The organism is Rhizobium sp. AN5 (assembly GCF_900215255.1).
In the GTDB taxonomy this organism is placed as follows: domain Bacteria; phylum Pseudomonadota; class Alphaproteobacteria; order Rhizobiales; family Rhizobiaceae; genus Agrobacterium; species Agrobacterium tumefaciens.
Genome location: NZ_OCMJ01000002.1, coordinates 342966 through 364335 on the forward strand (window position 1 = coordinate 342966; position 21370 = coordinate 364335).

The window sequence follows — 21370 nt, forward strand, 5'->3', positions numbered from 1 at the left end:
TTTCCTTACTAAAAGCGCGTCGCCTGCCCAAACGATCTCAAGCGCCTTCCCTGGGCAAAGCGTTTCGGCGCGCACGCCGAGCAGACATTGTCGTAGATCTTCTAGCACCCGGCACGCGCCAACCTGTCGCGTTTCAGATCAAGGTTTTGCTCGCCGGTGAAACACGTTTAGCCAGCATATCGATGCCCGCCTCCATATTAACTTAAGTGTGGGAGAGTCTATCGGCTATGGTTATGTGGAAGGGTGTTTGTGAAATTCGGCGGCTTTCCAGGTCTTTTGCTGGTTTCATCTCATACTGATGGGACTATTCTAGCAGGACAATCAAGCAGAGAGGAGATTTGGGATTGTTGTTGCAATTCATGATAGCCGGAAGCTTCGCATTGGTCCTACTCGTGCTGTTGATCTTCATCTGGCCGCGGAGAGAGGGGCTGCGGCGAGTGCTTGCCAGCGGCATAACGGGTAGCTCTGGCGGCCACGACTATCTTCCGCATACCGGCGGCTGCAACGACACCGGCGGGGATAGCGGAGGCGGCGATTGTTGATGGCGAAAATCTATTATGTTGGGACCTGCCCACAGTGTGACAATCAGGGCCGCCTCTGTCTACAGAAGGACGTGACCCGACAGATGATCTATGCGCATTGCGAGGAATGTGAGTGGGGATTCCGCAAGCCCGAGGATGTCATGCATCCACATCGGGCGTTCCTGACGCTGTTGGAGGAGTATGAGACGGTGAACCCGACCGAAGACGAAATCTCGCGATCCTCTTGGGCGCCTCACGTCGTAAAGCACGTCGATGTTTGAAGGGCCTAGTCGCGTACCTGAAGCAATGTTGAACGCGTCCGAACTGGCATCAAGGCTGGGAAATCCTTTAGCTTTCTGTTCCTTTGCTACCCAGATCCCGAATAGGGAAAAGTTGGCATCGCCTTGAGCCAATAGGAGACCTCGTTACCACGTTCCGGCGATCAGTCTAAAAAACCAAGCTGCACTGCGTGGGAATCGTGCTGCAAACTTCCAGTAGCTATTTCTAAGATATTGTACGCACCGCCACTTCGTCGACAGCATGAGGTAGTCAAAATGTGTGAACCGGAGGACTGATCGTGCGCGATTGCGTAACGCTTCCTCTACCTCAGTCTGGTTTTGCGCTAATGCGCGTCCGAGCGTGACGCCGTTCGGGTATCTACGACATCCAATCCATGTGATCCAGTTAGACTTCTTTTGGCGTGCTAGTCAGTTCAAGCCGACGCGCCAGATAGTTTATCCACTGCAGCTCGCAGACTTGCCTTTCGCGCATCTATCACGTCCGGATTAGTCTTGGATGACAAATCGTTGCGTTTCTTTGTTCCAAGAAAATACGCAATTCTCTCTGAGTTCGCCCCGCTCGCATGCGGAAAGCCTCGCAGGATTGCGCCATTCTCCAATAACCCTGCCCCTTCTGCCATTTGAAGTGCGATCTCGGCAGATGCGCCAAGCGGAACCCACAGCGCTGAGCTGAGCTGACGAACTTCACCGAAAAAGCTAGTTCGGATGACACGTTCTAATATTGGAACCGTGTTGATTTTGGGTTGGCCCGAATAATTTTCCCCATCCCAAAAGACGGGGTTCCGCAATGCCGACGTATTATGAACCAGGGAACGGGCCGTTTCAAAAAGTTCGGAACACGATGAAATTTCTAAAATCGAATGGAGACCAACATGGTCGAACATTCTCACCAAGTTCGATCGCATAGCGCCTGCAAAACTGGCAGTGGATTTCGCCACAGCAAGCGCGGTTTTTTCGTCACCTGCTTGCATACTACGCCGGTATGCCAGAAGAGCATCAGTTGCCTGACGTCGCCCAGGCGTAATTCCGACGAGTACGATCCTCGCCTTTTCATTAACGAACTCGAAGGGTGCGTAACTGCTCGAAAGACGACCGGTCTGGAAGAGAGTTAGCTTGCCACCGAGTGTGCAATCGTTAATGAGATCGGCTTCAGAAGAGGTTAAGATAGCTGCCGAGAAGCGTTTAGGAAGGTCGAGGTCAGTCATGAAGGCACCAAGCGGTATTCGGATGGAAGGTGGTCTCCAGAGAGACTTCCCATGATTTTTGTTGCTGGTCTCTCAAAATCGGGAAAGACACATACTTTGAAAGCTGCCATTGGCGACCGCTGTGCCAGATGCGGATGTTTGATTGCAACTGTGATCCTGTCCTAAAGGTAACAGTCCATGGAAGACCTGTCTAAGGCGGCCGCAAACTTTCGCGAGGCGATTGCACATGCATCGCGGGAGAAACTGCCGGTCACGCCGCGGGAACGCGCTTCTCAGGCCAGCCGCGTTCTCAAGTGCCTGCGCGACAGCAACAATATCGGTAGCCGGCCGTGGTGCTCTTACCGCGACAACGACAGGACACTTTTTCATGACGTTTTGTGCCCGCCTTCGTTTTAAGATCCTCTCCCGCCTGAACTTGAAGGAGGGCAGCGATATTAGCCTCTCTCTTCCAGCGTTTTCGAATCTCTCCTTTGAAATGAACGGAGAGGCGCATCCGTTCGGCTATTGGATGACCGCGCTCAGCCGGGGACATGAGAGTGAGGCCAAGGCTCGAGTGGCAGGAGAGCGCCTGGCGGATGCTCTCATGATGATCGGCGCCGTCGATAAGCTGGGGCTGGACCTCGGCTTCAGCAAGCCTACGCTAGGCTTCGGCGCAATGCTCTCTGACAAAGTCAGGAAGGCAACTGGAAAAGAGTTGCGAGCCGAGACCCACGGATTGATGGTTTATGAGGAGGGTAGCGTTCAGATTCTAAATTTCGAAGCACGCGCGGAGGTTCTGACTGATCCGGCGAGTTTCAAGGGCAATCTGTCCACGTGGGCTGACCTGACAAGCAGTGTCAACGAACGACAGAGGCACTGTGCTGCTCTTCTAAATGACTCCTTTTATGCAGGCCGGGTCGAGCCACAATTCATTCTTCGAATTTCAGCTGTCGAAGCCCTCTGCGGTCAAGATGTGCGCGATGAGCAGTATGACGGCGCCGTAACAGCACTCGAGAGGCACCTCGCAGGTTTAACTATCGATGAGGGATTGAGAGAGACGTTGGCCCGAACACTAAACAACGCGAGGCGCCAATCTGTTCGCCAAGCGTACCTGGCGAAGTTTCGAACTCTTGAGCTGGCGGCCGAGGGAACGCGCTTCGACGCGCTCTACCAACTCCGTAGTAAGCTCGTCCATGAAGGACAAGGTCGCGGCGAACTCCAGGAGGCAACCAACGACGCGCTAGAGATCGCTACCATGCTCCTTTCCGCCGATATCCGTGCGACCAAAGCAATATTTGGTTGATTTTATGCGATCGACCCAGCGAAAGCTGATCGAACCTACGCGGTGGCAATCACAAATCTTCGTCATCATTTGCGGAACCAGCTATCTCCATACCAAGGTCGTTTCGACTAACCAACTCTGCGTCCTCCAGAGCCCCGATATCCGGCAGGTCTCGGAGGTTTTCCATACCGAATGGAAGTCTACCAAAGCCTGCCCCAGAGCAGCGGAGCATCGTAAATCGATACCTATATATTCGCCAAGCTCAATGACCGCCCGGCCGCAGGTGACTTCCGCTCTGCGCCAAAAGCGGTCGTCAACTATTTCGGTCGAATCCAGTCCATCCAATACCTTTACGCGTTTGCCTGGGCTCCCGGAGAATTCGTCGGTGGAGCATCGACCTTGGTGATCTTCCGTGGTCACGCTGAATCCTCTTAGAACGCCTTGCCCCGAAAACCGGGCAGTCAGCTTGCGAAAGTCTGCCACCTCGATGCCGTGACTCTCACAGAGTTTCGGCAATGCCGCCCGATATTTCTTGATTGCGTCCGCGAAGGCTTGAGTAACTGCTCCCCCCGAAGTTCTTCCCGTAAGAAAGTCAATATCTATACAGCCGTTAGGCGAAGCAGCGGCTTCAGCATAAACATCCATCGAATAAACACCGACCATCAGTCCAACGCCAGACGCCACGGAGTCCGCGATGTTGTGGCCGACCGCTCTTTGTTCGTTAAATTTCGACATTGGTTGCTTTATGAATTAGTACGAAAATGTTCGGGCGATCCTATCAAATGTAACTATGCCTGCAATGGGCCGATAGCCTATACGAGCAGACGACGGCTCTGCGCCAAAAGCGGTCGAAAGCCTTTCATCTGCCGCATCGACTGTATACTCTCAACAGTGGCCGACGGGCGAGATGAGAGGTTTGCGTGTCAACTATTATGAGGACTAACCGACTGCTTCTCAGGGAAGTCGAAAAACAAGACCTAGACGCGTTGAGCAAGATTTACGCCGACCATGAATGCATGAAATTCTATCCAAGCACCAAGTCGTCATCGGAAATCCGGACTTGGTTTCAGGAGCTTTCATTCGACAGCTACCTCAAGCACGGCTTCGGCCTTTGGGCAGTAGTTGACCCTTCTTCTGGACAGGTCATCGGCGACTGTGGGATTACTCTCCAAGAGACCCCTGAAGGCACCGAACCGGAAATTGGGTATCATCTTTGGCGTGGCTTCTGGGGGAACGGCTTTGCTACTGAGGCTGCGACAGCTTGTCGGGGCCATGCGCTGAACACCCTTGGCCTGGGCAGGGTGGTCAGCATAATAAGCCCCGAAAATATACCGTCGCAGAAAGTCGCGGAAAAAGTCCATGACCGAATGGAGGTCTACCAAAAACGGCTCCAGAGCAGCGGGCGCATCGTAAATCGATACCTGTATATTAGCCAAGCTCAATGACCACTACGGGCCGAGACTCGATCCAGAGTGGGAACATAATAAGAACAAACCTTACGAATGCGGCCTCCATCAGCAAAAATAAGCAGATCGAGGATAGTCACGTCCGCCCAGAATTCCAAAAGCCGGAAGCCGATCCGGTGGACCACATCATTGCATGGCATGACGGAGATAGTCGCGCAGCCATTGAGACGCTCATGGATGACATTCTGCATCTGAGGACGCAACTCGCTATGGCAACGGCTGCGATGGGCACAGGATTTACGAGAGGATGGAAGCCAGACGCTGATCGAGATGCCTGGTAAAGGAGTTTATTTGCTGTCGGATTACGGCGGCGAGCCTGTGGGAGTTTTATGCGAGGATTGCGAGATTTCTCGGAGGATATAGGAGGCTTTCGCTCGTCCATCGATGTTCGGCAACCACCGGTCCAGTTTGACAGAAGCTTTTTGGGTTGCATTCTCAACTAAAGCCGGGTTTTTTGGGGACTGCAATTCAATTTTCAGTTGACGAAATCATGCGTAATGATATCGATTAACCCGTGGTTGGTTTTCGGGGGCGAAATGGATCAGCACAATATTCCCAGCGGGTCGCATGTTCCAGGCAGTCGCCTTTCTCTCGTCGATGTTCGATTGCGAACTCAAGTAAGCTAGGAACATGTTACACCATAGAGTTTGGAGCGCTTGAGTGGAAACTCCCTCGCGCACGAATGTCCACGCTCAAAATCTCACGAAAAAGCTGTCGCACTAGCTGTGCGGAAACGCCATGGAGTTCGCCTCATTGAGGGGCGGCGCGCCAGCCAATCACTTGGCGAGACGTCCAGTTTAACATTATAGCTACTTAGAGTTTCAAGCAGGCCAAAATAGTTCGCCAATGAATGCTACTCGGCGATAGGGATTACGCAATGACGGAAGATTCAATCATCTTGTTAGAGAGAAAGTTCATCAAGGCATCTATGGTCACCTATTTTACAGCTTATATTGCCGGGAGCTTGATATCTGCACTTGTTTGGTTTGGAGTTGACCAACTCAATGCAGCGGAGTTCTGGATGTTTTGGCCAGTAAACTTGCGCTACATTAGCCAAATAACAGTACATTTTGGCAGCGTCGACGGCTGGAATGGCTTTTTATTTTCTAATTACATTATCAGTTCATTAATGATTATACGAATGATCTATCTTTTTTCAGTGGAACTTTCCAAGCCGCACGATAGCTTTACCTGGGGAATTACTACTGTCCATCTGATAGTTGTACCGTTCGCGCTGATAGCTTTTTTCCTGCCCTTCCGAGACGGGCCACGGTCCTACGGAATGACGTTTTTTGATGGCCCATTCAGCAGCTCCCTGAAGAGCAATTTTCTCGTAGCAATTTTTTATTTCGGCATCACAGACCCGGTCGTGAAGTTCGTAAGCTGGCTGAAATTCTCCTTTTATCCACGAGGTATTTAAATGGCCGAAACACCGAAAACGAAATCGGAAAATGGCTGGGATCTCTACTCCAAGAGAATATCTCCCATTACAGATGGCCTCAAGTCCTTAGCTCTCGGTTGGCTCGGCACGCGTCAAGATGCATTAACCGCATATGGGAAAATTGATGGTTTTTGGGGCCCGCTGAATCTCTTTGCGGCAGGCACCTACGGAGTATTGTCTGGTTACAAAGAAGATGGTGTCCAGGGAGCTGTCCAGGGAGCTTTGAAAGAGACATTGCTTGCCTACGCGTCGGCCTACCTTGGCGGAATGACATTTAGTACCGTAGTAAGAGCTACCGCAAGATTTGGAACAAGCTGGGGCGTGGCAGCTGGCGGGGTCGCAGGTGCAGCGGTAGGATTCATCTCAGGCTGGGTTCTAGACGAAATATTAGAACAATTAGACTCTGAAACTCATCCCAATTTTTCATTCAATAACATGTCGTCGGCGAGAGTGCCTGGAGCCTGGGGACCTGTTGAGCGGGGGCAAGAAACCAATTGGCTTGATGTAGAATCCGAAACCAATGCGTGGTTTGGGACCGTACCTCCGGCCCCGCCGACGCTTTCCGCCCCCGCAGCAGAATCTGTGACACCTAGCACTACAACCACACTAGGTGCGACACCCCTTGCGCCACTAACGAGCTTGACCCCGATTGGTCCGGCGGTACCTGAAAACTCTCCAACATATTCCTACGGAGGTTCCTACGAAGGATATTGGTCAGCTGATCGTTTTGGGGGATTTGAAGATAATCAGGGAAGCTGGAATTCTGGTAACGACGGTCCGAGCTCCTGGTCAGGATCGAGCGGCGGTGGAAGAACCTCGAGCAGTGGCATCGGCGGAGGACGCCAAAGTTCTAGCGGCGGCGGAGGACGCCAAAGTTATAACAGTACGCCGATGAATGGCCCTACCCCGGGCTCAAGACCCGGTGGTCAGTTTGACGGTTGGAACAACGCGGACGAAGGTGATCGCGGCCGTGGAGCAGGTTGGGGCGGCAGTGGAGCCGGCGGCAAAGGGACAGGGAATTCAGGCGGCAAAGGGGGCGGCAGTTCCGGTGGGAAGGGTCAAAATAATGGAGGCTCCTCCAAAGGCAACAATAGTTCTTCGGGGGGATATATTTCGCCCGTACTGCTTGACCTTTCAGGCGACGGCATCTCCGTAGATGCTCTTTCATCGTCATCGAAGTTTGTGGAACTCGCGGGAGATGGTTTTGCAACTCGAATGGCGTGGGCACGACGCAATACAGGCGTGCTCGTCATCGACGCCGACGGAGATGGTAAAATTACTCGTTCCAGTGAGTTTGCATTCACAGAGTGGGATCCGACGGCTCGAACGGACTTCGAGGCGCTCAAAAATGTTTTTGACACGAATGGGAATGGCAAACTGGATGCCGGCGATGCCAGATGGGCAGAGTTCCGGGTCGAAGTTAATGGCGAACTGGTCACATTAGATAGCCTGGGCATTGCCTCGATCGATCTCACCCCTACGGGCAGCGGTCGAACGTTCGCAGACGGCTCCGCCATTACGGGCTCAACAACCTACACCCGGACCGATGGCACGACAGCCACAGCCAGCGACGCGATCCTCGCAAGCGAGCAGGAATCGTACAAAATTGATCGTAGCGTTACAACTAACGCTGATGGCTCTCTCAGCGAATTGATTGTCGGCTACGCAAACGACGGGCGCATGGCGTTTCGTAACCTGGTTACGAAATCTGCTGACGGATCAACGGTCACAACAAACTTCGATGATGATGGCGACGGTGTTTATGATCGGCGCCAGACCAAAATGTCTTATATCGTCGAAGATGGAAGCTTCGTTGAAATCGTGGTGAACTTCAACGCCGACAACTCCATAGCCAATAGCACAAAGACTGAGACGTCCGCTGACCAAAAACTGGTAACGACGCTGCTCGATCTGTATGGCACCGGCCTCGTTGATCAGTATCAGGTTTTCGAGAAGCTATGGGACGGGTCCACGCGAACTTCAATCCAGCATCTTAGCCGGGATGGTTCAGTGCTCAAGACCGTCGTCGCAACAGCGGCGGCGGACGGGCTAAGTAAATCCACATCGACTGACGTCACGGGTGATGGCGTCGCCGACGTGTTCGAGGCTGAAACCACGACTGTTGGGAGTGGCGGTGCCAGGACCCGAACGGTTAAGGAGTTGGCGAGAGACGGCGCCGCTCTCACGAGCACCACAGTTTCAACGACGACAACCTCTACCGGCACTGAAAAAACGACAACGCGGGACCTAGATGGCGATGGTTCAACCGATCTCCGCTCGCGGGAAATCACCACAGTCACCCCAACGGGCGAGGTTACAGCCGAGTCGGCCTCCTATGGCGCTGACGGCACACTTCTTGGCAAAACGATATTACGCACCGCGCTGGACGGTAAGTCGAAATATCTGACGCGAGATATTGACGGCAATGGATCCATTGACGTCTCCAGTTCCGACATCACGATCATTGACGCTGTGGGCGGAAGAACGCAAACGGAGACGGTCACAAGTGGTAACGGTGACCTCCTATCGCGACGCGTCGTGTCCACCTCAGCCGATCGGAAGATCATTACCGAAAACCTCGATATTAACGGGGATGGAGCGGTTGATACCAAGATCGTCACCACGATCGGTGGTGACGGCGTCACGAGCAAGACCGAGAGTCGATTTAGCGCCAACGGCTCCCTGATTTCGCGTTCCACGACAGCTACTTCGGCAGATGGTTCCTCCAGTACCGTATCAACAGACATTGATGGCGACGGCTTAACCGACAGCGAAGTCTCAACGACGAAGTCTGTGTTTGCGGATGGTTCAGCGACGACATCGCAACGCGTACTGTCACGCGACGGCAGCCTGATCTCGCAGATCACGTCAACAACCAACGCTGACGCAACAAACCGTACGGTTTCCGAAGATCTGAACGGCGACGGCTCAATAGATCGGCAAACTTCTGAGGTTGTCGTCTTTAACGATGACGCAAGCCGGACAAAGACGGTCACGGTCCGGAGCGGTGACTCCACGCTTCTTGGACGTACTACAGTCGATATTTCAGTTGACCGGTTGACCACAATCGCCGCTACCGATTCCAACGGCGACGGCGTCATCGATAAACGCACAGCAGAAACCACACTTGTCGACGGACGGGTCATCATCGACGAAAAGCACTTCACCGGAAGCGGTGCGATGTATCGTTCTTCCAGAACATCAGTGAGTGCGAACGGTCTCAGCACAACCGTTGAAATCGACACGAATGGAGACGGTGCGACGGATTACTCAACGGCTGTCGACATGGTCATCAATGACGATGGAAGCCGAAAGGAAATAACTCGTGTAAAAAGCGCAAGTGGTACCACAATTCAGAGCTCTTCGGTCATGACCAGCGGCAATGGGTTGACCGTCGTTTCGGAGCAGGACGTCAACGGCGACGGCATATCAGACGCCAGATCCGTGCAGTCAACAGTTCATGAGCAAAACGGTTCGATTGCCAAAACTGTTTCCTCTTATCAAGGAAGCACGTTCGTAGCGCAGGAAAAATCCGTCACGAGCGGCAATGCTCTAAGCACAGTCACATCTCGCGACTTCGACGGGGATGGCCACTTTGATCGGGTTCTTGCGTCTGTTCAGGCAATCAATGCCAATGGTTCGGTCTCGGAAGAGATCACTGCAAAGAGCGGTAACGGCAGCTTGATCTCAAAGACGGCGATGACTGTCAGCGCCGATAAAATGAGTAGCCACCTGGAATCTGACACTGACGGTGACGGCGTTGTCGATCGTCGTATAATAACCTCTCGTGACGCGAGTGAAGTTGAAATCCAGACAACAGAGAGGCTATCTCCGGCAGGCTCAGTCGCCAGCAGACACATCTCTGAAGCGTCTGCAAACGGGCTTTCGACCCAATGGCGCACGGATTTTGATGGTGATGGTGTTGTAGATGCAAGCGGATCGCGTGTCACGACAATTGCACCAGATGGTAGCCGGACAGAGACCCTCTCGAAAACCACGGTCGCAGACGGAACCCTTGCAAAACAGACCACCTTCTACAGCAGAGACGGCTTGACGAAGCGTGTCTCATGGTACGACGGCTCATCGCTGATAAAAACGCAAAATGAGGTCAAAGTCCTCAGCGCCAACGGAACCTCCACCGAAACCATCAGCGTGACCAGGTCTGATGGCTCATTGGCAAGCCGCGAGACCAGATCGGAAAGCGTGCACGGGATTACCTCGACAATCTCGCGTGACCTCAATGGCGACGGAAACATCGACCAAGACTTGACGCGGACCCTGAGAACCGACGGTGCGGTCGAGTATGTGTACAGGGATTTTGCCGCCAATGGTGGTACCACCGGGATTAAAAAAACAACCGAGCAATTGGATGGGACGCGCGAGACTGTCGAATATGATTTTGATGGTGACGGCGTATTTGACCGAAAATTTGATCATACGACTACCATTGAAGCCGACGGAAAGAAGGTAACTACCACACAGATTTATAGCCGAGGCGGGAGCGGGATGCTTCTGTCCGATCGACAGACAACTTTCGAGACTGCAAATGGATTGTTTCTACAAAAGAACTATGATCTCGGAGCGAATGGATCGACGGACTACTCTTTCACGGACGAAACAAGCCTGAGTGGAGATGGCAGCAGGTCCAGAACAAACAGCACCTATGCAGCAGGGGTGCTTGATAGCCGGCGTGTCACAACAACAAGTGCCAATGGTCTTTCCGTTACGGCAAAATGGGACCTCACAGGCACCGGAGTGTTCACGCAACTCTCAACGGACGCCACTACATACAATGTAAACGGCTCCGTTAAACGCGAGATCCGAAGCACTAAATCAGATGGCTCCTTGTTGTCTGCTGTGACAACCACGACCTCCGCTAATGGACTGACCAGCGAAACACTGGAGCAACGCACAGGCCTGTCGGATCGCATAACCCGCACAAGCGCGCTTACAAGAGCTGACGGATCAACCGTTGAGCAGATCGCTCGGTTCGGGAATGCCGGGCAGCTACTGAGCAAGGTTAGCTCGGTAACAAGCGCCGACAAATATCGAAACGACACCACCATTGATGTCGATGGCGATGGTATTGTTGACCAAAGCCGCAGCGAGGTGCTGGCATGGTGGGGCGAGCGCACGTCAACGACCACGAACGTCGCAACAAATGGCGCCGTTCTCCAGCGTATTGTATCGGTAACAGCAGCGGACGGCCTCTCGTCATCCACGACGTGGGACCTCGACGGCGACGGTATCATTGATCAGAAGCGCACCGAAACAAGAACCCTGAACGCGGACGGTAGCCGTCTTGTAAAGCGGATCGATGTGAACGCCGCTACAGGATCGACAAAATCCGGTTCGACTGATCATACGAGTGCCGACGGGAGATATCGGACTATTTCGAAAGACCTAAACGGCGACGGCACGTTTGATCAGATCGAACGTGTAGAAACACTGATTACTGGTCAGACGCGCTCAACCGTCACGAACAATACGATTGCCCGCGACACAAAATATCTGCCTTCCGGAGGGATCACCTGGAAAAATGCCGTCGCCTATACCGTCGAAAGCGAAAGCTCTTTCGACGGCAGCGAAACTACTACGCGCTACGATTATAGCGGCGACGGTGTTTTCGAAACTGTCATAATTTCCACACGACAGATAGACGGCTCTGTGGCAGCTCAAATTCTCGAAAAAGGAACAACAGGCACTATTTTGGCTAAAGGCATGCTCTTCACCAGCGCAGACGGCCAAACTTCGATTTTGAACAAAGATATCGACAACGATGGTGACATCGATGAACGGCACACATCCTCCCTTCGGGAAGATGGTTCAGTCATATTGAAAAAGGAAACGCTGGAAGCAAACGGCGCCGTATCGGGCTCGGTCGTGGACACGACCAACTCCGTTGGAACTCTCATTTTCCGCACGAGCTTCGACGGCGCGGGCCGTAAAACGCAAGAGACCGCAATTGCCTTCAATGGCAATTCGCGCACGACTGCGTTCGACGCAGCCAGTGGCAACGTTATAAGTGTCACCAATATCTCTTCTTCCGGCCTACTTATATCAGCAACTTTGTACGATCCTTTAAACAGCAAGGATTGGGCACGGATCGAGCAGACCTATAATGCAGCAGGTCAAAAGACGACCGAAAAGCAGTTTCTCGACAATGGTACGTCGATCGTCATCACCTTCGTCGCCGAAACCGGTGCAAAGATAAAGGCTGAGTACCTCGATGCATCTGGTGTCAGGACGAGCCTGATCGATTTCGACACTCGGAATACTGAGGTATGGCGCGAGGTCCACCAAACGTTCGACGCCCAAGGTAGATTGCTCACGCAGATCAATTTTTATGATAACGGAACGAAGGCCGAATACACGTTCGATGTCTCCAACACGCAAACGTGGTCACGCTACATAAACGAGTTCGACAGTGCTGGACGTCATTATTATGCGCATCAGCTCAATGATGACGGTTCTACTTACGTCACGACAATAGATGCTTCGAATTCCCAGTCCTGGTCGAAGATCGGACAATCGTTCGATGCTGCGGGACGTCTGCTGTTTCAGGTGGAGTATGGTGATAATGGCTACCGTTGGGAGTACACATACGACCCACTAAACGCCCAGCCCTGGCAACGATACACCAATGTTTTTGACAATGCGGGGCGGAATTATTACGCCAATCAGCAAAACGACGATGGCAGTTCGTTCGCGATTGATTTTGACGTCAACAATGCCCAATCTTGGTGGCGGCATGAGCAGGCCTTCGATGCTGCTGGTCGGAGGACGGTGCTAACCTTGGTCCACGACAATGGAACACAAGATAGTACCCTTTACGACGTTGCGGGAAGCCAGGAGTGGAGCCGTATCGAGCAAAAATTTGATAGTGGCGGTCGATTCCTTAGCCAAATGCAGTTTAATGACAACGAAACCACAAAAGAAACTATCGTCGATACATACGGTCAATACAATTGGACTTCTCAAGAAACTTATAGATACCGCTACGGCGCATTCAATTACAGCAGAACAAATTGGGACAATGGTTATTATACTATGTATGCGCCCGGGAATGGGGGAATGAGATGGACGACATATGACCAAAATGGGCGATACGTAGAATCCTACGAACCTCCGATGAGGGACAGAGGCCCTGTCATTATAGATATCAACAATGACGGACACATCGATTTACGTCCAATAAACCTCGGCAGTTCTGACGAAGGTTCAAATACTCCACTCTTTGATTGGGACGGAGACGGCCTGGCCGACCCAACTGCCTGGGCCGGCCAACAGGATGGTTTCCTCGCAATTGATCTCGGTACGGATGGATCGGCTGGTCCCGATGGCGTGATCAATCAGGCAAAAGAACTCGCCTTCACCCTCTGGCCCACGGAGGAACAAGGTTCCACGGATTCTGATCTGGAGGCCGTACGGCTCGTCTTCGATACGAACCATGACGGTTTGCTCAGTGCCGAGGATGCTCGCTGGAGCGAGTTCCGTGTCTGGCAGGACATCAACCAGAATGGCGTCAGCGAGGCTGGTGAGCTTTCGACACTCGATCAGCTCGGCATCAAATATATCAACTTGATACCGACCGCCGATGGCGCTCAGAACTTCGCTGATGGCTCAGCCATAACGGGAACCAGCTTCCTCGAAAAGGTCGATGGTCAAACCCGTCTCGTCGGCGACGTCAGGCTGGCATACCAGCCGTCTTCGCCGGCCTGATAAACCTTTCCATTTTTACCTCACGCGGATTTGCAGGTGCCTGCAAATCCGCTTACCAACTGATCTGAGATATGGATACAGGTTTACTGAACCCCTCCTCCACGACGAATGCCGACGCCGGACTGGCGTCGCTCGCCGCCGTCGCAGCATTCTTCAGGATTTCCTGCAATCCGGCGGACCTGTCACGGGAACTGGCACTCACCAAAGAAGCAACCCGCGACGATATTTTGCGGGCAGCCAAACGTGTGGGCCTGAAGGCAAAACCCGTTCGAGAAGAGCGGTTTTCCAGCGGAAAGGTTATCCCGACGCCATGCATCGCCGTCCTGGGCGACGGCGGGTTTGCTGTTTTTGCGGGCAAATCGGAAGAAAACAGCTACCGACTGGTCGATCCCGTCAGCTTTATCAGCCGGAGCGTGCCCCTCGAGGAACTGCTGTCGCTGACGTCGGGAAACTTCATCCTGCTCCAGCGGGGATTTTCGGACGTTTCGGCCTTCCAGCGCCGCTTTGGATTCGCGTGGTTTCTCCCATCGCTGTGGCGTTACCGAAGCGCCCTCGCCCATGTCTTTCTCGCGTCACTTTTCCTGCAGCTCTTTGCCCTCGTCTCGCCGCTGTTTTTTCAGGTGGTGGTCGACAAAGTACTTGCCCACCGTAGCTACTCGACATTGACGGTCCTGATTATCGGACTTGCCGCGATTGGCCTGTTCGATGTCGTGCTTCAGTATCTGCGTACCTACGCGCTGACCCATACCACCAACCGGATCGACGTGGAGCTCGGGCGCCGGCTCGTGCGTCACCTGCTGAACCTTCCACTGAACTATTTCGAAACCCGCGCCGCCGGCCAGACGGTTGCGCGTGTGCGCGAACTCGAAACCATCCGCAATTTCCTGACCGGGCAGGCGCTGTTTTCTGTCCTCGACCTCATCTTCACGTTCGTGTTCATCGCGGTGCTGTTTGCCTATTCCACAGTGCTCGCCTGGATCGTCGTCGCTTCCATCCCCTTTCTCGTGCTTATCGGATTTCTGATCCGCCCTTCGCTCAAACATCGCATCGACGAAAAATTCGACCGGGGCGCTCTCAGTCAACAATTGCTCGTGGAATCCGTTATCGGCATGCAGACTCTCAAGGCATCAGCCGTCGAACCTGTCGTTGCCGCCCAGTGGGAGGAGCGCCTCGCGGCCTATGTTCAATCGTCCTTTGCGGCCACCATGCTCGCGGCAAAGGGCCAAACGGCCATCCAGTATGTCAACAAGATCACCTCGGCCGCCCTCCTCCTTTTTGGCGCACAGGCCGTCATCGACAATGAACTGACTGTCGGCGGGCTCGTCGCCTTCAACATGATCGCCGGTCAGGTATTTCAGCCGGTTTTGCGCCTGTCGCAGCTATGGCAGGATTTTCAGCAGGTACAGGTCTCTGTTGAGCGACTGTCGGACGTCTTGAATGCACCGGAGGAGCCCAAGCCGTCGATCCCCGTCAGCCTGCCGCCGCCGAAGGGCACGATCGCTTTCAAGGGCGTCAACTTCCGGTATTCCAGCGATGGTCCGGAAATCCTCAAGAACATTTCTCTGTCCGTACGCCCGGGCGAAGTGATCGGCATCGTCGGTCCCTCCGGGTCGGGAAAGTCGACACTGACCAAACTTCTGCAGCGGTTTTATCTCCCTTCCAGCGGTCAGGTCATGGTCGATGGACAGGACATCGCCCATGTCAATCCGGCCTGGCTGCGTTCGAATATCGGTGTCGTGCTTCAGGAAAACATGCTGTTCAACCGCACGATCCACGAGAACATCAGCATTGCCAATCCTGCCATGTCGCGCGCGGCCGTCATCAATCTCGCCCGGCTGTCAGGCGCCGACGAATTCGTTGCCAAGCTGCCGAAGGGCTACGACACCGTCATCGAAGAGCGCGGTGCAAATCTTTCTGGCGGTCAGCGGCAACGACTGGCGATCGCCCGTGCGTTGTCGGTCAATCCGCCCATTCTTATTCTTGATGAAGCAACCAGCGCGCTCGACTACGAGAGTGAGAGACTGATCCTCGCAAACATGCGTCACATTGTGCAAGGCCGCACGGTATTGATCATCGCCCACCGGCTCGCGACCATCCGGAGCTGTAACCGTATTATCGGCATGGCCGACGGCAGGATCGTTGAAGAAGGCAGCCACGAAGATCTGCTGGCCCGCGACGGCGGCCTCTACAAGCATCTATGGGACTTGCAGATGGGGTCGAGCCAATGAGAGGAAAAACGCGACCTGTACCGACCGGGGCAACGAACACAAAGGTCAGTGCTGACTACAGCGACTTTCTCCCTGCCGCCCTCGAAATTATCGAAAAGCCCGCCTCACCGATCCGCTATGCTCTTATCTGGTTCGTCTGCATCGTCGCGGCCACGGCACTGATCTGGAGCTTTATCGGCAGGATCGATGTGGTTGCGACAGCACAGGGAAAGGTCCAGCCCTCGGGTCGGGTCAAGGTCGTTCAGTCGACGATCTCCGGGCGTGTGGTTTCCGCTCCTTTTGCCAACGGCACAGAGGTCAAGGCAGGCGATCTTCTTGTGAAACTCGATGACATCGAACTCAAAGCGGAAGACGCGCGTTTGCGCACGACGATCGAGGCCTTGCAGGCTGAACATGTGCGACGGATGACGGAACTGGCCACCGTCGAAAACCACGACTGGAGAACAGGTCCTGATATCACCGTCGATATAGTCCCTGATTTTGCAGCGAATACACAGCCAACCATTCGCTTGCGCGAAACGGCAATCCTGAGGGCAAACCTTCTTCAGCTCAAGGAGACGATGAGAAATCTGGCCGCCCAGACGCAATTGCAGTCAGCATCAATAGACCGGCTTCAATCCATGTCGCGCGCGCAAGCCAACCTGATCACCACGCTGACAGAGCGCGTCTCGATGCGATCGGGCCTTCTCGAACGCGCCGCCGGCAGGAAATCGGATGTCCTCGATGCCACGCAGGTTTTACGGGAGGAAGAGGCAACCCTGTCGACCTATGCGGGACAGCTGGTCGAAGCTCACGCAAGCCTCGCCGTCGCAGAAAGCGAGAAGAACAAGGTCCTGTCGACATTCGTTGCCGACAATATCCAGAAAACAGGTGATCTCGCCCGGCAGATGGACGAAGCGCAGCAGGAACTGGTGAAGGCCGAAAAACGACTTGCTGCCACCGCTATTTACGCTCCGTCCGACGGTGTCATTCAGGCCTCGTCGATCACGACGACCGGACAGGTCGTGTCGGCGGAAACCGAAATCATGCGCATCATCCCCGCCAATCTGCCTCTGGAAATCGAGGTGTTTTTTGCAAACCAGGATGTGGGTTTCGTAAGACCCGGCCAACCGGCGGTCATCAAGGTCGAAACGTTTCCATTCACCCGTTATGGCGTTCTCACGGGGACGGTGAAAACGGTGGCGCGAGACGCCATACCCAATCCCGACGCTCAGGCCATGGAGGAACAGGCCGCTCCGCAGTTCAGGAGTGTTGTGCCGGGCGGGAATGTGCAGCGCCTGCAAAACCTTGTTTACCCCGCGACGATTGCTCTCGATACGACAGAGATAAACGTTGACGGGGTGATGCGCCCGCTTTCCCCTGGCATGGCCGTCTCAGTCGAAATCAAAACCGGTACCCGCAGGATCATTGACTATTTCTGGTCACCGGTCGCCCAAGTGGCGTCTGAGGCAATGCAGGAGCGCTGAGCGCCAGACGACTTGGCCTTTATATACTTCTGGACGGACTTCGCATTTCTATAGGGGGTATCCAGATATTGAAGACCAAGCAATATTCCAATCTGTATCGGGGCGATAATCGCCATAGCAATGCCAAACACTGATCCCTTGTCAATAACTGAATACAAAGTCGCGCCACTACTGACTGTGGTCATGATTGCAACCAGATACAGCATGCGGTGGCCCAACGTCTGACCCGCAGTAATCCTGACCCACAGATTTCCATTCGACGGCAAAAGATGCATGGGATAGATAGTTCTCAGCGTCCTCCAGCTAAACTCGCTTTCGATCGCGCGCTCGAACTCGATCAGAGCTTCCAATTCATTCGCGTTTTTAGGCTTAATACCCGTAAGAATGAAGAATGCCTCGGCAATGTATCGATTCTTCGACAAGTCGCGCAAAGGCGCGGGAACGTTCTCGTCGGAAATCAGACTTCGCAATTCCTCAAATTTGGGTGAAATCCATTTGTCACGTTCACGGGTAAATTCCTCCAACAAACGCGGCAGGAGAGGAAACGAAAATGCGCCCACGATCAATGGGAAAACGACAAACTCCAGAACTGATGACACCGCTTGATCCTACTTATTCACCGATATGCTTTTCGTGAATTTCGCGTAACCGTTTCGTCCATGCAAGGATTCGGTAGATCGCAAATGACAAGTCCAGTGCAAAATTTATCGCGCTTATCGCTGTTGACCACGGTAACAGCGGGCTGCGACGGACTCATCGAGGGCATCAGTTGAAGAGCAGCCTGAGCGAAACACGCCGGCTGCGCCTCTGAGAGCAGGCCCTCCGCGTTAGCGCACCTACTCCCTCCCCAGCAAGGCCTCCCTTTCCTCTCGCGACATTGCCATACGCTGACGGGCCGCGGCGACGATTTCCTTACGGGCCCGGCGGGGTAGACCGGCGTCGAAGGGTGGTGCTGGCGCATATTCCAGCGACAGCTGAATTATTTCTGCCTCGTCCTGTCCCATCAGCTCAGCAATGACAGTAAGCCCGAAATCGATCCCCGAGGTGACACCACCTGCCGTAATCAGCGTGCCATTGCGAACAACGCGCTCATCCACCGCGATCGCCCCGAACCGCTGCAGAAAATCCATTGCGTTCCAGTGGGTAGCGGCCCGTTTGCCGGCGAGCAGTCCGGCCTGACCTAGCACAAGTGAACCGGTGCAGACGGAGGTGACAAAGCGCGCCGTTGTCGCCTGGGACCGTACGAAATCCAGCGTCTCCGTGTCGGTCAGCAAGGGATTTACGCCACCGCCGCCAGGCACACATATCACATCATAGGCTGGCGCTTCCTCAAAGGTCCTGTCGGGTGTCAACCACAGTCCGGTCGACGCACGTACCCGCTCGGTCGTCTTCCAGACGAGATCGACCTGCGTCTCGCGTGCAGAGGCGAATACTTCATAAGGACCTGTAAGATCGAGTTGCTGAACACCTGGGAAGCAAAGGATACCAAAGTGAAGGGTCATTGATTTCTCCTCTCTTGACGCAGCCAGCATCGCAGTAAATGTTGTGGCACGAATGCCAATATTCCCTCGTTTCAGGCCAATCGTGATGTTACGACAGATTGAAATCCTGGTTTTTCCTGATGCCCAGGTTCTCGATGCAACCGGTCCCGCCCAGGTGTTCGCATCCGCCAACAAATTCTCCCGGGCAACGGCCGCTGGAGCGCACTACGAAGTCGCCCTGGTCGGCGAAGAGGCGCAAGTGAGGTGCAACTCCGGAATAACGTTACTCTGCCAGACCTTGCCAACGAGCAAATCTGCGCCTGACACCGCCATCGTCGCTGGCGGCAGCGGTGTAAACGCTGCCTGCAACCGCCCGGCACTGATCGAATGGGTTCGCGATCGTGCAAGCCGTGTCCGGCGCATGGCCTCGGTTTGTAGCGGCGCATTCCTGCTGGCAGAGGCTGGCTTGCTGGATGGTCGCCGTGCCGTTACCCATTGGCGCCGGTGCGACGAGTTCACAAAACGATTTCCAAAGGTACGTCTTGAACGCGACCCGATCTTTCTGCGCGACGGTTCAGTGTGGACGTCGGCGGGCGTGACGGCAGGGATCGACCTCGCTCTGGCAATGGTGGAGGAAGATCACGGTCGAGCAGTCGCTCTCGCCGTCGCACGCGAGCTGGTGGTTTTCCTCAAGCGACCGGGAGGCCAGTCCCAGTTCAGTGTGCCGCTCGGACTTCAGACGGTCGACGACAGGTTTATGGAACTGCACGCATGGATCGCCGCAAATCTTGCACGCCCTGTCACCCTCGAAATCCTTGCGGAACAGGTCGGTATGAGCCGCCGCTCCTTTGTCCGCCATTATCGGCAACGGACAGGTCGCACACCGGCTGAGGCAGTCGAGATGATACGCCTGGAGAGAGCACAGGGATTGCTGGAGACCGGCACCCCTGTCGAAACGACTGCCCGGAAGTGCGGCTTCGGATCACCGGAAACGATGCGGCGGCTGTTCCTGCGCAGGTTGGGAGTCGGGCCAAAAGAATGGCAGGAAAGGTTCCGCGGCTGATGCGGGTGTTCCCTGGGTTGCATTGGATCGGTACCGTCGCGTGCATGTACTGTTGGAACGCGAGGGTTGGGGGACCAACATCAAGCGAACCTATAGCATTTACAGAGACTTGGGCCTGCAACTGCGTAACAAGACGCCGAAGCGACGGGTCAAAGCCAAGCTGCGGGAAGATCGGCAAATAGCCGTTGCACCGAACGATGTCTGGGCCATGGACTTCGTTCACGACCAACTCGCGACCGGCAAGAAACTGCCGGTGCTCACGGTGGTCGACACCTTCTCGCGCTATGTGCCGGTGCTTGATCCACGTCACAGCTATCGAGGTGAAGATGTCGTGCAAACCTTGGAACGGGTATGCCGGAAAGTCGGCTATCCAAAGACGATCCGTGTCGATCAGGGGACTGAGTTCGTGTCTCGCGATCTTGACCTTTGGGCCTACGCCAAAGGCGTCACCTTGGACTTCTCACGCCCGGGCAAGCCGACCGACAATGCGTTCATTGAAGCGTTCAATGGCCGCTTCCGCGCCGAATGTCTGAATCAGCACCGGTTCCTGACCCTTGCGGATGCCCGCGAAAAGATGGAGGATTGGCGTATAGACTATAATGAGTTTCGGCCGCATGGTGCGATCGGCAATAAGGTGCCGATCTCGCTGATGAAATCAGGAGGCTCAACCAGCCCGCCTCCCTGAATGAAGCCGGAAAACTCTAGCCTCCGCTGGTCAAGAAACCTGGGGCGGTTCGGAGACTTCTTCCGGCGCGCGCCCTGTGGTAAGAAAAGGCAGCAGTTCGAGAAGGTGAAGCCTTGCAGATGGAGCCTGCGGCACGGCAGTTGAACCGCCCTGGTGGACTGAGGCAGGAGCGCAAAGCGAAGCGCGATCGAGACGACCAGGAACGGTAAGATGAACGGAAAAAGCCTGCTTCAAATGGTCCACGAGCAAAAAGCGGCGGACGAATTCGCGCATGATAGCGATACTATAGTCCCAGCGATTTTTGTGGCTGCCCTTCTTTTCATCGTGGTATTCTTGGTGTGCGCAGCGCTCGATATCGCTTGGGTCCATCCACAGCAATGGTATCAAGTCATCGCCAGCTACTGGCCGTTCTAATGAGTGATGAAAGCCGGGTTAGCCCGACTTCTTCATTTGGAACGCACGAGGGCTCTCAATTGCAGACGAACGACCCTCCTTCCTACAGCTTTACCACGCAAGTCCCGAGGCCCTATCA

The 21370-nt window shown here is 54.3% G+C and carries 12 protein-coding genes and 1 pseudogene; 9 read left to right on the forward strand and 4 right to left on the reverse strand.

Translation table 11 applies throughout. The features are described from left to right. Positions 1 to 1233: 1233 nt before the first annotated feature. On the reverse strand, positions 1234 to 2025 hold the full coding sequence (locus tag CRP02_RS02555) for a hypothetical protein (protein WP_097170132.1): 792 nt from the start codon (positions 2023 to 2025) through the stop codon (positions 1234 to 1236). A gap of 367 nt (positions 2026 to 2392) precedes the next feature. On the opposite strand from CRP02_RS02555, the gene CRP02_RS02560 reads away from it, so the two are divergent. Then, positions 2393 to 3307, forward strand: coding sequence for a hypothetical protein (locus tag CRP02_RS02560; protein ID WP_097170133.1), 915 nt, complete (start codon positions 2393 to 2395; stop codon positions 3305 to 3307). A gap of 81 nt (positions 3308 to 3388) precedes the next feature. Here the strand turns inward: CRP02_RS02560 and CRP02_RS02565 are convergent, their stop codons facing one another. Continuing rightward, positions 3389 to 4021 carry a hypothetical protein gene (locus tag CRP02_RS02565; RefSeq protein WP_097170134.1) on the reverse strand — a complete coding sequence of 211 codons (633 nt, stop codon included), beginning with the start codon at positions 4019 to 4021 and terminating at the stop codon, positions 3389 to 3391. A gap of 197 nt (positions 4022 to 4218) precedes the next feature. Here CRP02_RS02565 and CRP02_RS02570 point away from each other — a divergent pair, with 197 nt between their 5' ends. The 5 genes from CRP02_RS02570 (at position 4219) to CRP02_RS02605 (ending at position 17609) form a co-directional block, all read left to right on the forward strand. Continuing rightward, positions 4219 to 4731, forward strand: coding sequence for a GNAT family N-acetyltransferase (locus CRP02_RS02570; RefSeq protein ID WP_003517283.1), 513 nt, complete (start codon positions 4219 to 4221; stop codon positions 4729 to 4731). Between the two features lie 898 nt (positions 4732 to 5629). After that, positions 5630 to 6172 (forward strand): hypothetical protein, encoded by a 543-nt coding sequence (locus tag CRP02_RS02580; RefSeq protein WP_097170274.1) that lies wholly within the window; start codon positions 5630 to 5632, stop codon positions 6170 to 6172. Further along, positions 6173 to 13915, forward strand: a complete 7743-nt coding sequence (locus CRP02_RS02595; RefSeq protein ID WP_143539304.1) for an adhesin — start codon at positions 6173 to 6175, stop codon at positions 13913 to 13915. 71 nt (positions 13916 to 13986) lie between these two features. Next, the gene (locus tag CRP02_RS02600) at positions 13987 to 16143 is read left to right on the forward strand and encodes a type I secretion system permease/ATPase (RefSeq protein WP_097170138.1); all 2157 of its coding nucleotides are present in this window, start codon (positions 13987 to 13989) and stop codon (positions 16141 to 16143) included. Further along, positions 16140 to 17609, forward strand: a complete 1470-nt coding sequence (locus CRP02_RS02605) for an HlyD family type I secretion periplasmic adaptor subunit (RefSeq protein WP_097170139.1) — start codon at positions 16140 to 16142, stop codon at positions 17607 to 17609. Before CRP02_RS02600 ends, CRP02_RS02605 begins: the two co-directional genes overlap by 4 nt. On the opposite strand, the gene CRP02_RS02610 is transcribed toward CRP02_RS02605, so the two are convergent. Together CRP02_RS02610 and CRP02_RS02615 are read right to left on the reverse strand one after the other, a co-directional pair. After that, the gene (locus CRP02_RS02610; RefSeq protein ID WP_097170140.1) at positions 17555 to 18208 is read right to left on the reverse strand and encodes a hypothetical protein; all 654 of its coding nucleotides are present in this window, start codon (positions 18206 to 18208) and stop codon (positions 17555 to 17557) included. The two genes, CRP02_RS02605 and CRP02_RS02610, sit on opposite strands and share 55 nt — an antisense overlap. 237 nt (positions 18209 to 18445) lie before the next feature. Further along, on the reverse strand, positions 18446 to 19111 hold the full coding sequence (locus CRP02_RS02615) for a DJ-1/PfpI family protein (protein ID WP_097170141.1): 666 nt from the start codon (positions 19109 to 19111) through the stop codon (positions 18446 to 18448). Between the two features lie 85 nt (positions 19112 to 19196). Between CRP02_RS02615 and CRP02_RS02620 the strand changes: the two genes are divergently transcribed. From CRP02_RS02620 to CRP02_RS02630, 3 genes and pseudogenes are all read left to right on the forward strand, one after another. After that, positions 19197 to 20153 (forward strand): GlxA family transcriptional regulator, encoded by a 957-nt coding sequence (locus CRP02_RS02620; protein WP_323455312.1) that lies wholly within the window; start codon positions 19197 to 19199, stop codon positions 20151 to 20153. Between the two features lie 31 nt (positions 20154 to 20184). Further along, positions 20185 to 20838 (forward strand): annotated as a pseudogene (locus tag CRP02_RS02625) (IS3 family transposase); the annotation flags it as partial. Positions 20839 to 21048: 210 nt separating this feature from the next. Next, positions 21049 to 21252, forward strand: a complete 204-nt coding sequence (locus tag CRP02_RS02630; protein ID WP_097170142.1) for a hypothetical protein — start codon at positions 21049 to 21051, stop codon at positions 21250 to 21252. Positions 21253 to 21370 lie beyond the last annotated feature (118 nt).